This is a genomic window from Streptomyces sp. NPDC059166, assembly GCF_042755185.1.
Taxonomy (GTDB): Bacteria; Actinomycetota; Actinomycetes; order Streptomycetales; family Streptomycetaceae; genus Streptomyces.
The window spans coordinates 28,288-41,674 of record NZ_JBHZCI010000004.1 but is presented as its reverse complement, the minus strand read 5'-3'; the positions used below and the strand labels follow the sequence as shown (position 1 = coordinate 41,674).

General features: G+C 72.9%; 10 protein-coding genes. 3 read left to right on the top strand and 7 right to left on the bottom strand.

The genetic code is table 11. The features are described 5' to 3' along the window. Positions 1-41: 41 nt before the first annotated feature. Complete coding sequence (locus ACFXOA_RS04210) at positions 42-827, bottom strand: uracil-DNA glycosylase (RefSeq protein ID WP_385022201.1); 786 nt, start codon at positions 825-827, stop codon at positions 42-44. A gap of 108 nt (positions 828-935) precedes the next feature. Further along, positions 936-2,390 carry an MFS transporter gene (locus ACFXOA_RS04205; RefSeq protein WP_385022198.1) on the bottom strand — a complete coding sequence of 485 codons (1,455 nt, stop codon included), beginning with the start codon at positions 2,388-2,390 and terminating at the stop codon, positions 936-938. 102 nt (positions 2,391-2,492) lie between these two features. Here ACFXOA_RS04205 and ACFXOA_RS04200 point away from each other — a divergent pair, with 102 nt between their 5' ends. Then, a complete protein-coding gene (locus ACFXOA_RS04200) occupies positions 2,493-3,383 on the top strand; it encodes a helix-turn-helix transcriptional regulator (protein WP_385022195.1) in 891 nt (296 codons plus the stop codon). Between the two features lie 116 nt (positions 3,384-3,499). After that, positions 3,500-5,143 carry a DNA repair helicase XPB gene (locus ACFXOA_RS04195; RefSeq protein ID WP_385022192.1) on the top strand — a complete coding sequence of 548 codons (1,644 nt, stop codon included), beginning with the start codon at positions 3,500-3,502 and terminating at the stop codon, positions 5,141-5,143. Positions 5,144-5,163: 20 nt separating this feature from the next. On the opposite strand, the gene ACFXOA_RS04190 is transcribed toward ACFXOA_RS04195, so the two are convergent. After that, a complete protein-coding gene (locus ACFXOA_RS04190) occupies positions 5,164-5,355 on the bottom strand; it encodes a hypothetical protein (protein WP_362541396.1) in 192 nt (63 codons plus the stop codon). 408 nt (positions 5,356-5,763) lie between these two features. Here ACFXOA_RS04190 and ACFXOA_RS04185 point away from each other — a divergent pair, with 408 nt between their 5' ends. Next, positions 5,764-7,824 (top strand): HelD family protein, encoded by a 2,061-nt coding sequence (locus ACFXOA_RS04185; protein ID WP_385022189.1) that lies wholly within the window; start codon positions 5,764-5,766, stop codon positions 7,822-7,824. A 39-nt stretch (positions 7,825-7,863) separates the two neighbouring features. Here the strand turns inward: ACFXOA_RS04185 and ACFXOA_RS04180 are convergent, their stop codons facing one another. The 4 genes from ACFXOA_RS04180 to ACFXOA_RS04165 all read right to left on the bottom strand — a co-directional run bounded on the left by ACFXOA_RS04180 (position 7,864) and on the right by ACFXOA_RS04165 (position 13,344). After that, positions 7,864-8,529 (bottom strand): GPP34 family phosphoprotein, encoded by a 666-nt coding sequence (locus tag ACFXOA_RS04180; protein WP_385022696.1) that lies wholly within the window; start codon positions 8,527-8,529, stop codon positions 7,864-7,866. Between the two features lie 29 nt (positions 8,530-8,558). Then, the gene (locus tag ACFXOA_RS04175) at positions 8,559-10,925 is read right to left on the bottom strand and encodes an MMPL family transporter (protein ID WP_385022186.1); all 2,367 of its coding nucleotides are present in this window, start codon (positions 10,923-10,925) and stop codon (positions 8,559-8,561) included. Positions 10,926-11,059: 134 nt separating this feature from the next. Further along, the gene (locus tag ACFXOA_RS04170; protein ID WP_385022183.1) at positions 11,060-11,749 is read right to left on the bottom strand and encodes a copper homeostasis protein CutC; all 690 of its coding nucleotides are present in this window, start codon (positions 11,747-11,749) and stop codon (positions 11,060-11,062) included. A gap of 176 nt (positions 11,750-11,925) precedes the next feature. Next, positions 11,926-13,344, bottom strand: a complete 1,419-nt coding sequence (locus tag ACFXOA_RS04165; RefSeq protein WP_385022180.1) for a lipase family protein — start codon at positions 13,342-13,344, stop codon at positions 11,926-11,928. Positions 13,345-13,387: the final 43 nt, after the last annotated feature.

Sequence of the window (13,387 nt, the reverse complement as noted above, 5' to 3'; positions counted from 1 at the left end):
GGACGGACGGCCCGACGGCTACGGACGGACGGCCCGACGGCTCAGGGAGCCGGCAGTCCGCCGAGGCCGGCGGCCTCCCTGAGCACTCCGACGAGCATCGGCATGGTGAGCCGGCCGGTGAACGTGTTGCGCTGACTCGGGTGGTAACTGCCCAGCAGATGGAGCTCCTGCCTTCTCGCGGTGGCGGGCAGCACCACATGGGCGCCGTGGCCGAAGGCGGGGCGCGGGCGGGGCACCCGCCACCCGGCGTCGGCCAGCACCGTGAACAGGGCCTGCCAGCCGAAGCCGCCGAGGACGACCACGGCCCGCAGCCCCGGGCTCAGCAGGTCCAGCTCGGCCGAGAGCCACGCCCGGCAGGTGTCGCGTTCCCCCGGTGTGGGCCTGTTGGCCGGGGGCGCGCAGTGCACCGGCGAGGTGAGCCGTACGCCGCGCAGCGTCAGACCGTCGCCGGGGCGGACGGACGACGGCTGCGAGGCGAGGCCCACGGAGTGCAGCGCGGCGAAGAGGAAGTCACCGGCCGCGTCGCCCGTGAACATCCGGCCGGTCCTGTTGCCCCCGTGGGCGGCGGGCGCCAGCCCGACCACGGCCACCGTCGCGTCCGGGGGCCCGAATCCGGGCACCGGGCGCCCCCAGTACTCCTCGTCCTGGAAGGCCGCGCGCTTCACCTCGGCGGTCTCCTCCCGCCAGGCGACCAGCCGGGGACAGGCGCGGCACCGCGTCACGAGCGCGTCCAGCTCCCCGAGACCGGCGCACCCCGGCGCATGGTGCGCCGGGAAGGCCCGGTCGTCGGGGCCCGGCACCGTCCCGGCAGACTCCGTCCCGTCCACTCCTCCACGCTACGGGACGGCCCTCGTACGCCCGGCCGACGACGGAGGCGCGGTCGCGGGTGGCGTGGTCCGGCACGCGGCGGGTTCCGGGCACGGGGCGCGTCCGGATCACCTCCGGCCGTCCTCTCCGGCCCGGGCGACACGGGTGGCCAGCAGGGCGAACGCCACCGCGAGGACCGCCTGTACGGCCACGGCCACCGCGAACCCGTGGGGGAGTCCGGCGGCGGGGCCGCCCGCCGTCGCGCCGGCCACGGCATGGAAGACACCGCCCAGGAGAGCCACGCCGAGGCCCAGGCCGAGCTGCTGAAGGGTGGTGAAGAGTCCGCCGGCGACGCCCGCCGCCCAGGTCGGTGTGCGGGACAGGACCGTACGCAGGACCGGGCCGTACATCAGGGCCTGGCTGACACCGAGCAGGATCAGCAGCGGCTGCACGGCCGCCGGGGCCCCTCCGCGGGCACCGTTCACCGTGAGCGCGAGAGCCAGCAGCACCGCCGCCTGCCCGACCGCGGCACCCGTCATCGTCCAGCGTCCGGTGCGGCGTTCCACGGCCGGCAGGGCGAGCGCGGTGACGACGAACGCCGCACCGAAGCCGAGCAGCATCACCACCGCTCCCCAGGCGTCCACGCCGAACGCGCCCTGGGAGAGTGCCGAGAACTCGAACAGGAACGCCCCGTAACTGGTGAAGAACAGCAGCGTCATGATCAGCCCCTGGCGTACGACCGGGGTGCGCAGCAGGCTCGGCGGCACGACGGGCAGTTCGCCCCGGCGTTCGGCGGCGCGTTGCGAGCGGGCGAAGAGGGCGAGGACCGCGCCGCCCGCGGCCAGCATGGCGAGCACCGGGGCGGCTCCGCCCGCGGAGGTGCCGAGCGTCAGCGGTACGACGACGAGGAGCAGACCCGCGCCGAGGAGCACGGCCCCGCGCAGGTCGAGCGCGAGCGGTGCCGCCGAACGGGACTCGGGCACGGTCCGCAGGGCGAGCAGCGCCGCCGCACCTATCGCCCCGGTGAGCATCTGGACGAGCCGCCAGCCCCAGTGGTCACCGGCGGCCTGGGCGACGGCGCCCGCGAGGAGCTGACCGGTGACGGTCGCGATGCCGCTGACGGCGGCGAACAGGGTGACGCCCAGCGCGCGCAGCCTCCCGGGCGCCGTGGACTGGATGGTGGACAGGACCTGCGGGGTGAACAGGCCCGCGGCGAGGCCGAGTACGGCGCGCAGCGCCACGAGCGTGACCAGGTCGGGCGCGAGTGCGGCGAGGACGGAGGCCACACCGAACGCGCCGACACCGGCCGCGAGCAGCCGGCGCCGCCCGAACCGGTCCCCCAGCCGCCCCGCGACGACCAGGGTCGCGGCGAACGCCGTGGTGTAGGCGGACAGCACCAGCTGCCCGCCCGACGCGGTCACCCCGAGGTCCTCGGTGATCGCGGGTTCGAGCAGGTTGACCGATCCGAACGTCATGTTCACGGGCAGGTACGCGACGAGCAGGACGGCGAGGCCGGCGCCCGTGAGGGCGCGCGCCGGGACCGGCGCCACGGGGTCCACGGTGGGAAGGGTTTGCGTGGTCATGACCGCGACCCTCCGCCTGCCGCCATCCTGGTACCAGGAGCCTGGTGATACGGGTACCGGCACTACCTGGATCCACCGGCCCCGGGGCACGACACTGGGGTGGTGACCACTTCGGCATCCGACCGCAGCGCCCTCGGCGCCTTCCTGCGCGCCCGCCGCGCCCGTGTGACCCCCGGTGACGTGGGCCTGCCCACGAGCGGCCGGCGCCGCACACCCGGTCTGCGGCGCGAGGAGGTCGCGCAGCTCGCCGGCGTCGGGGTCACCTGGTACACGTGGCTGGAACAGGGCCGCGCCAGGAACGCGTCCGACCAGGTGCTGGAGGCGGTGGCTCGCGTCCTGCGCCTGGACGCCGCCGAGCACCGGCACCTGATGGTGCTCGCGGGCCGGGGCCCGGCCCCCGAGCCCGGGCCGCCCATGGACCTGCGCCCGGAGCACACCGCCGTCCTGGCCAAGCTGCTGCCGTACCCGGCCGCCGTGCAGACCGACTGCTACGACCTGGTCGCGGCCAACCGCGCCTACCGGTACCTCTTCGCCGACCTGGACACGTACCCGGTCGAGGAACGCAACTGCGCCTGGCTGATGTTCACCGAACCGAGCTGGCGCGACAGCCTGGTCGACGAGGACACCGTCCTCCGCGAGATCACCGCGAGGCTCCGCAACCGGCAGCCGGAGCACCGCGACGACCCCCGGTGGAACGCGCTGATCGACCGGCTGCGCCAGGAGTCGCCGGACTTCGTGCGGTACTGGGAGTCGTACGAGGTGGTGGGTGACAGCACCCAGCGGCGCCGGTACGTGTCGCCGCGTGTCGGCACCCTCGACGTCCAGTTCCAGAGCCTGTGGCTGGACCGGGCGCGCGGCGAGCGGATCATCGTCATGACGCCCGCCGACGATCCCACCGCCCAGCGGCTGGAACGCCTCGACTCCCTGGTCGGGGCCGCCCCGGCGTGGACGGCCCGGAGCGACTCCGCCGGCGGTTCGGCCGCCGGGGCCTGAGCGAAGCCCTCCGGTCCCGTACAGGCTCTCCCCCGCCCCTTGCGCGCCCGATGCGGCACACTGGACGTTTGACCGTTCGCACCCGGGCGGTCACCCCACGCCGGAAAGGGCGCCGCGTGTCAGGACCCCTCATCGTCCAGAGCGACAAGACACTCCTCCTCGAGGTCGACCACGACCAGGCCGAGGCCTGCCGCCGTGCCATCGCGCCCTTCGCGGAGCTGGAGCGTGCCCCCGAGCACATCCACACCTACCGGGTGACCCCGCTCGGCCTGTGGAACGCCCGCGCCGCGGGCCATGACGCGGAGCAGGTCGTCGACGCGCTCGTGGAGCACTCGCGCTACCCCGTGCCGCACGCCCTGCTCGTCGACATCGCCGAGACGATGGCGCGGTACGGCCGCCTCACCCTGTCCAAGCACCCGGTCCACGGTCTGGTGCTGACCACCAACGACCGTCCCGTGCTGGAGGAGATCCTCCGCTCCAAGAAGGTCCAGCCGCTCGTCGGGACACGTATCGACCCGGACACCGTGGCCGTGCACCCCTCCGAGCGCGGGCAGATCAAGCAGACGCTGCTGAAGCTGGGATGGCCCGCCGAGGACCTCGCCGGATACGTCGACGGCGAGGCGCACCCGATCGATCTCGACCAGGACGGCTGGGCGCTCCGCCCGTACCAGAAGCAGGCAGTCGACGGGTTCTGGCACGGCGGCTCGGGTGTCGTCGTGCTCCCCTGCGGCGCGGGCAAGACGCTGGTCGGCGCCGGTGCGATGGCCGAGGCCAAGGCGACCACGCTGATCCTGGTGACCAACACCGTCTCCGCCCGGCAGTGGAAGCACGAGCTGGTGAAGCGGACCTCGCTGACCGAGGACGAGATCGGCGAGTACAGCGGTACGCGCAAGGAGATCCGGCCCGTCACCATCGCGACGTACCAGGTGCTGACCACCCGCCGTAAGGGGATCTACCCGCACCTGGAGCTGTTCGACTCCCGCGACTGGGGCCTGGTGATCTACGACGAGGTGCACCTGCTGCCCGCGCCCGTCTTCAAGTTCACCGCCGACCTCCAGGCCCGCCGCCGCCTGGGTCTCACCGCGACGCTGGTGCGTGAGGACGGCCGTGAGTCGGACGTCTTCTCGCTGATCGGGCCCAAGAGGTTCGACGCCCCGTGGAAGGAGATCGAGGCGCAGGGCTACATCGCGCCCGCCGACTGCGTCGAGGTCCGGGTGAACCTCACGGACTCCGAACGCCTCGCCTACGCGACGGCCGAGGCCGAGGAGAAGTACCGGTTCTGCGCGACGACCGCGACGAAGCGGAAGGTCACCGAGGCGCTGGTGCGCAAGCACCGGGGCGAGCAGACCCTCGTCATCGGTCAGTACATCGACCAGCTCGACGAGCTCGGTGAGCACCTGGACGCCCCGGTGATCAAGGGCGAGACCAGCAACGCGCAGCGCGAGAAGCTCTTCGACGCGTTCCGGCAGGGCGAGATCAACGTGCTGGTCGTGTCGAAGGTCGCGAACTTCTCGATCGACCTTCCGGAGGCGACGGTCGCCATCCAGGTGTCGGGGACCTTCGGATCGCGCCAGGAGGAGGCGCAGCGGCTCGGCCGGGTGCTGCGGCCGAAGGCCGACGGGCACGAGGCCCGCTTCTACTCGGTCGTCGCCCGCGACACCATCGACCAGGACTTCGCGGCGCACCGCCAGCGGTTCCTGGCCGAGCAGGGGTACGCGTACCGGATCGTCGACGCGGACGAGCTGCTGTCGGAGAGCTGACGGGGACGACGGGTGCGGGTTCAGCGGTGGCGGCGGACCAGGCCCGCCTCCTCCGCGTACTCACCGAGGACGGCCACACCGAACGCGGTGCGTGCGAAGACCGATACGGCGCGTACCGCGTTCCCCATGCGGTTGTTCCTCGGGTGACCGGTCGCCGCCGTGGCGCCGTGCGCGGGGCCGGTCCTGCGCGGGTTGGTGACTGCGGTGCTCATACATTCCATGGTGCTCCGCCCGCCCGTCCCCCGGAATCGGCCTGCGGACCGAAGCGTGCGGGGGCGCGGGTCGGCCTGGAGTCGTATGCACTCCCCTACGGGAGGGACGCGCGGTACCCGGGTCCCGGCACACCCCTGATGCGCGGGGGTACCGGGATCCGCCCGTAATTCGTTCGCGTCGGGGGACGCCGGTCTATACAATCTCCGCTCTGCCCGCCTCCCGCACCGAGGTACCGGCCCGTCTCCGAGCGGCCGGCAGCCGGGGGAGCGCCGCCGACCGGACGGAAACCGGCCGACACCAGCCGCACGCGCACACTCGCGTGCGCATCCGCGTGTGTGAAAGTCCCCGAGCGGGCAGGGCGGTGAGCCCTGTCCGCCGTCCTGCGTCGAAAAGCCGGAGGCAACACCGTGCCCGCGCACGAAGTTTCAAGCAACCCCCTGGTCAAGGAACAGGCGCACCTCGCCGCGTCCCGTGCCGCCCTGCGCGCCATGCGCGAGGACGTCCAGGCACTCGACATCCGCGACGTCACCGCGAACTGGGTCAACGCCGCGGTCCTCCAGGCCCAGATCGACGACCGCATCAAGGCGCTCGCCGACCTGTCCCACACCCCGCTGTTCTTCGGCCGTCTCGACTACCTGCACGTGGTCGGTGCCGAGAAGGCGGAGGGAGCGGAGGGAGAGCGCTTCTACATCGGGCGCCGTCACGTCCACGACGCCCAGGGCGACCCGATGGTCATCGACTGGCGCGCGCCGGTCTCCCAGCCCTTCTACCAGGCCTCCCGGAACAACCCCCTGGACGTCGGCCACCGCCGCCGCTTCGGCTACACCGGGGGCGAGCTGACCGCGTACGAGGACGAGGACCTCACCGATCCGGCGGAGGCGCAGCAGACCAGCAGGCTGCTCCAGGCGGAGATCGAGCGGCCCCGTGTGGGCCCGATGCGTGACATCGTCGCGACGATCCAGCCCGAGCAGGACGAGATCGTCCGAAGCGGGCTGGGCGGCACGGTCTGCGTCCAGGGAGGCCCCGGCACCGGTAAGACGGCGGTGGGCCTGCACCGGGTGGCGTATCTGCTGTACGCCCACCGGGAGCGCCTCGCACGGACCGGCACCCTCGTCGTCGGCCCGAACCGGTCCTTCCTCCACTACATCGAGCAGGTGCTGCCGGCGCTGGGCGAGCTGGAGGTCCAGCAGGCCACCGTCGAGGACCTGGTGGCCGCCCGGGTCGAGGTGCGGGGCACGGACGAGGCGGTAGCCGCCGTGATCAAGGGCGACGCCCGGATGGCGGAGGTGCTGCGCCGGGCGATCCGCTCGCACGTCACCCCTCCCACCGAGCCGGTCGTCGTGGTGCGCGGCTCCCGCCGCTGGCGCGTCCCCGCGTACGAGGTCGAGGAGATGGTCGGCGAGTTGCTGGCCCGCGACATGCGGTACGGCGCGGCCCACGAGGCCCTGCCGCAGCGCATCGCGCACGCCGTGCTCGTGCGCATGGAGGAGGCGGGTGAGGCCCCGGACGACCGGGTGCAGAACTCGGTGGCGCGCAATCCCGCGGTCAAGGCCGCCGTGAAGGCGATCTGGCCTGCGGTGGACCCGGCGAAGCTGGTGCTGCGGCTGCTGACGGACGCGGAGTTCCTGGCCGAGCACGCCGCGGATGTCCTCGACGAGGACGAGCAGAAGCGGATCCTCATGGCGAAGCCGGCCCGCAGCGTGAAGTCGGCGAGGTGGACCGCCGCGGACGCGGTGCTGATCGACGAGGCCGCCGACCTGGTCGCCCGCACCCACTCGCTGGGCCATGTGGTGATCGACGAGGCGCAGGACCTCTCCCCCATGCAGTACCGGGCGGTGGGCCGCCGCTGCTCGACGGGGTCGGCGACCGTCCTCGGCGACCTGGCGCAGGGCACCACCCCGTGGTCGACGCAGAGCTGGGAGCAGGCGCTGTTCCACCTGGGCAAGGCGGACGCGGTCGTGGAGGAGCTCACGGCCGGTTTCCGTGTGCCGCGCGAGGTGATCGCGTACGCCTCGCGGCTGCTGCCTTCGATCTCGCCGGGCCTGGCCCCGGTGGAGTCCGTCCGTGAGACGCCCGGCTCCCTTGCGGTACGCGAGGTCGCCTCCGCCGAGGAGATGGACGCGGCGGTCGTCGCGGCGTGCGAGGAATCGCTCGGGCACGAGGGCTCGATCGGCCTGATCGCCGCCGACGCGCGCATCCCCGCCCTGGCCGACGCCCTCGCGGCGGCGGGCCACGCGGTCCTCTCCCCCGGCGAGGAGACGACCGCTGACTCCCGGCTGACCCTGGTCCCCGCGTCCCTCGCGAAGGGCCTGGAGTACGACTACGTCGTGCTCGACGAGCCGGCGGCCGTGGTCGACGGCGAACCAGACGAACGCACCGGCCTGCGCCGCCTCTACGTGGGGCTCACCCGTGCGGTGTCCGGCCTCACGGTGCTGCACGCGGCCCCGCTGCCGGAACAGCTCGCGTAGGACCTTCGTCCGGGTCGGGCACGGCCTGATCCGGACGGTTCAGCCCGTGACCACCACGGTGGTGGCGACGGTGACCGCGACCATCGCGGCCTGCATGTCGCGGATCGCCCTACGGACGTCTTCCCCGGCCCACTGGCCGTCCGCGATCTTCTCCATGCGCGGCTTCACCTCGCGTGCCGGACGGCCGGGGAAGGCGAGACCGTGCAGCTTCGCTGCGTGTATCAGGGCGATGAGACCGGCCGTGCGGTCGTCCGGGTCCACGCCGCACAGCACCACCGAGTCCAGGCGCTCGCGCACCTCACGCTCGGCCGCCCCGTCGGCCTCGGGGTAGCGGCGCACCGGGAAGAGCCCCAGAACCTTCTGCCGCTCCTCGTGCACCAGCCCGCGTGCGCGCAGGCTCTCGATCGTGGCGCCGACCGCCTTGTCGTGGTCCTTCGTCAGCCAGTCCGTCACCTTGGGCGGCTTGCTCTTCCTCGCCGCCCAGGCGTCCATCAGCCCGAGCCGCTCGTCGAGGAGACCCGTCCCGGTGGGGGTGCGGTCCGTCACCGTGAACCGCCCTCCGTCCGCCGAGAGGCGTCCCGCCAGGACGAGTTCGAGCACGATTCCGCCGGCGACCGCCCAGCCGGCGGCCTGCCTGTTCTTCGCCGCTCCGGACTCGTCGTCCAGGGACAGCAGCATGATCTCTTCGCCCAGCGTCACCGACACGGTCACGATCCCCCTTCGTTCGCCTACTTTCAGTGACGAACGGGCGCGGCGGACGGTTCCCGGCCCTCCGGCCCCTCCGGGTCGAGGTGCGGCAGGATCCGGTCCAGCCACCGGGGGGTCCACCAGGCGGCGCGGCCCAGCAGGGTCATCACGGCGGGCACCAGCAGCAGCCGGACCACGGTGGCGTCGATGAGCACGCTGACGGCGAGGCCCAGGCCCAGCATCTTGACGACGATGTTGTCGCTGATGATGAAGGCCGCGAAGACGCTGACCATGATCAGCGCGGCGCAGGTGATGACCCGGGCGGTGATCTCCAGGGCGTGCGCGACGCTGCCTCTGGGGTCCCGGGTGGCCGTCCACGCCTCGTGGATGCGGGACAGCAGGAAGATCTCGTAGTCCATGCTGAGGCCGAAGACGATGGCGAACATCATCATCGGGACGTAGCTCTCGATCGGCACGTCCCCCGAGACGCCGAGCGCGGGGCCTCCCCAGCCCCACTGGAAGACGGCGACGACCACCCCGTACGAGGCGGCGATCGACAGCACGTTGAGCACGGCCGCCTTGAGCGCGACGAGGACCCCGCGGAACACCGCCAGGATGACGAGGAAGGCGAGCCCGACGACCACGGCGATGATGAGCGGGAGCCGGCTGGAGACGATGTCCAGGAAGTCGACCTGGGCGGCCGTAGTCCCGGTGACGTAGCCCTTCGCCGCGGTGCCGGAGACGGCGTCGGGCAGCACGTCGTCCTTCAGGTGGTTGACCAGGTCCGTGGTCCGTTCGTCCTGGGGCGCGGCGACGGAGTACGCGGTGGCGGTGAGGACGTCCCCGTCCGAGGTCGCGGTCAGCGGTGTGATCACAGCGGCGTCCGGCACCTTGGCCAAGACCTGCTTCGCCTGGTTCTCCAGATCCGAACGGTCGCTCTGCGGGACCTCGGTCTGGTCGATGACGAGGGTCAGCGGACCGTTCGAGCCGGGGCCGAACGCCGAGGACATGAGGTCGTACGCCCGCCGGTCGGTGAAGGACTTGGGGTCGGCGCCGTCCCCGATGTGCCCGAGCTGGATGAAGAACAGCGGGAAGGCGAGCACCGCCAGCGCGACGACGCCGCCGGTCAGGAACCACCACGGCCGGCGCTCCACCCGGCGCGCGTACCGGTGCCAGGTGCCCTGCCCGGTCTCCTGGCCGTCACCGGCCGACTCTTGGCCGTCCTTCCGGGGGCTCCGCGCACCGGCCCCCTGCCCCTCACCCGCCGGACCGCCCGCCCCCGCGTCCGGGGCCGGCCCGGCGGCCTCGACCTCGGCGATCGGCCTGCGGACGTGGATCCGGTCGATGTGCCGCCCGATCAGCCCGAGCACGGCCGGCACCAGGGTGAGGGCCCCGAGCACGGCAGTGACCACGGTGACCGCCGCGGCAAGTCCCAGCTTGCCGATGAAGCCGATGCCGGAGACCCAGAGCCCGCACAGCGCGATGATCACCGTGCACCCGGACAGCAGCACCGCCCGTCCGCTGGTGGCCGTGGCCGCCCCGGCCGCGGCCACCGGATCGCGGCCGTCCATGAGGTTCTGGCGGTGCCGGGTGACCAGGAAGAGCGCGTAGTCGATGCCGACACCGAGCCCGATCATCGTGGCCAGGGTCGGGGACACGGTGGCGAAGGTCGTCGCGGCGGCCAGCAGCCCGAGGAGGGCGAGCCCGCAGACGACGCAGATCAGCGCGGTGACCAGGGGCAGCAGCGCGGCCAGCAGACTGCCGAAGCCGAGCAGCAGGACGACGACGGCCACCCCGAAGCCGATGGCCTCGCTGACCCGGTCGTTCGCCGCGGGCCGCGCGAGTTCGCCGAGCGGGCCGCCGTACTCCACCTCGGCGCCCGCCGAGCGCAGCGGCTTCACCGCCGAGTCCACGCCGTCGAGGTAACCGGCGCCGAGGGTGGAGGGCTGCACGCTGAACCGGACGGTGATGTAGGCCGTCCGGCCGTCGGTGGACAGCGGCCCCACGTTCTGCCCGCCGCCGCTGCTGCCGCTCTGCGCCGTGAGCGGGTTCTGGACGGACAGCACCTCGGGCAGCTTCTGGAGGTCCGCCACGGCGGTGGACATCTGGCTGCTCAGCCCGCTGAGCGACTTGTCCGCGTCGTGCACCACCACCTGGCTGCTGTAGCCGCCCGCCGAGGGGGAATGGGCCTTCAGCACGTCCAGGCCGTCCTGCGACTGGGTGCCGGAGATGGAGAAGTCGTCGGAGTAGTCGCCGCCGTACGCGTGGTGCAGGACCTGGAGTGCGGCGAGCGCGGCGAGCCACAGCACGAGGACGACGACGAAGTGCCGTGCGCACCACGATCCGGTCCGGTGCAGCACCCCCGCCCGTGGCGCGGCCGTCCGGGAGTGGCTGGGTGGCCGCAGTCGTGACATGGGAACTCCGGGGCTGGACCGGACACCTGGGACACTCCGCATTCAAGGCCGGTCGTCCGGCCGGGGCACGCCGGAGCGGCGGAACGGGTGACGAACGCTCCCGTTCCGCTCCTCGCTGCCGGTCACCCCGGCGCTCAGCCGTCGAGCGCCTCGCGCCACTCCCGTACCGCAGCCGCGTCCACCGGGCCGCTCCAGCCGTCCGGCCTGGCGGCGCCGCCGATGTGGAAGGCGTCGACGCCCGCCGCGAGGAGGCGCGGCAGGTGTTCCAGGCGCAGACCGCCGCCGACCATGATCTGCGGCTCGTAGCCCGGCTGGTCCGAGCGGGAGGCCTCGGCGAGCAGCGTCTCCATGCCGGCGTCGACGCCGTCCGGGGAGCCGGCCGTGAGGTAGGTGTCGAGGCCCGGCAGGTCGGCGAGGTGCTTGCGCAGGACGTCACGGTCGGACGCCCGGTCGATGGCGCGGTGGAAGGTCCACGGGCAGCCCTCGAACTCCGCGACGAGCCGCTCCACGGCGACCAGGTCGGCGTGGCCTCCCTCGTCGAGGAAGCCGAGCACGAATTCCCGCGCCCCCGCGTCCCGCAGCGTCCGGACCTTCTCCACGAGTACGTCGATGTCACCGGCGGCGAACCCGTCCGCCACCCTGATCATGACCCGCAGCGGGATGCCGACGGCGTCGCGGATCTCCTCGAAGACCGCCAGCGGGGGCGTCAGGCCGTCGGCCGCCATGTCGGTGACCAGTTCGAGGCGGTCCGCACCGCCCGCCTGCGCCGCGACCGCGTCCTCCGCGTCGAGAGCGATCACCTCCAGGACTGCACGGTTGCTCATGGTGTTCCATTCCCTCGGAGCGGCTACGGACCTACAGGTCTAGTCCAATAACCAGACTACGGGTCGGCCACCCGGGGCGCAGCCTCCCCCACGAACGCGTACGGGTGGATGCACGAGAGCCGCGGCACGCCCGGGAGGGGTGTGCCGCGGCCCCGGAGGTCGCGGAGGGACGGTCGTCAGGGCTGGATCGGCATCGACCAGCAGTTGGAGGACGCCTTCTTGCCGGACAGGCGGTCGGTCATCCAGGAGATGGCGCTGCCCTGGTCGGTGAGGTAGGGGGCGAGGTGGTTGGTGAGGATCTTGTCGCCGAGGTTGGGGAGCCGGACGGCCTCGTAGGTCACGTTGCCGCCCTTGCGGCACCAGTCGACGGCGAGCTGACGGGCCTGCCCGTGCCCGACGATGTCGTCGTGCACGCCGGTCACCAGCCGCACGGGCGTCGTCGGCTTGAGGTTGCCGATGCGCTGCTTCGCGAGGATCGCCTGCAGCTTCGGCTCGTCGGCGATGATCTCGGCGAGGGAGCGGCCGTCGGACGTCCACTTCCTGCTGCTGGTGAAGCCGTAGCCGAGGAGCGCGTCGCCGACGCACATGGTGGAGGTGCCCTTGAGGGCGGCCTTGCCGGTGTCGTTGGTGTGGGCGTCGACGATGGCCTTCAGTTCGGGGTCGGTCTGGGCGAACCCGTTGATCGACCAGCCCAGCGCGCCGGCCAGGGCGCTGCCGTCGATGCCCTTCATGACCTCGGTGAGGTCGGCGGGCGGGGCACCGGCGTAGGTGCCCACCAGGTTGACGTCGGGGGCGTACGTGGGCTGCAGTTCGGCGGCCGACGCACTGGCACCGCCGCCCTGGCTGTAGCCGTAGAGGCCGACCCGCGACGCGGCGGTGACGGAGGCGCCCTCGACGGAGCGCGCGGCACGGGCCGCGTCCAGCAGGGCGTGACCCTCGTCGAGGCGGTTGACGTAGGTGTGGAGCCGGTCGGTGGTCCCGAGGCCGGCGTAGTCGGTGACGACGACGGCCGCACCGGCGGCGAGGAGGCGGTAGACCGCGATGTTGTCGTAGCCGATGGAGACCGTGCCCTCACCGATGGCCAGCGGACGCTGGAGGGACAGCGAGGGGGCGCACTGGTCCCCCTGCCCCATCGTCCCCGAGGCGAGCGCGACCAGCGGGCGTTCGCCGCCGCCCTTCCAGGCGGCCGACGGCTCGATGTAGGCACCGGTGACGGCGACGGGCGCCCCGTTGGCGTCGGTGGACTTGTACATCAGCCGGGTCGCCGTACCGGGCATCTGCCGCCCGTCGAGCCCCGGGAGGCTCAGTCCGAGGGGCAGCGGTTCCGTGCGCACGAGGGTCCCGTCGGCGGAGGGCAGCTGCGCCGGCGGGTTGTAGAAGGCGGGGATGGTGACCCCCCGGGACGCCACCGGCTCCGATCCGGCGTCCCCGGCGGCGGAGGCCGGCACGGCCGCCGCACCGAGGCAGGCCGCCGCGGCGACGGACGCCACCGACAGGGTCAGCAGGCGCCCCGCACGGCGTCCCGGCCGACGGGGTTCCAGGGGGTGGGTGGTGTTCACGGTCGAGCTCGAACGGGTGGTCTTGCGCGGACTCACGGCTCACTCCTCGCTCTGCTCCGATGAAGGTGAGCGCAAGCTA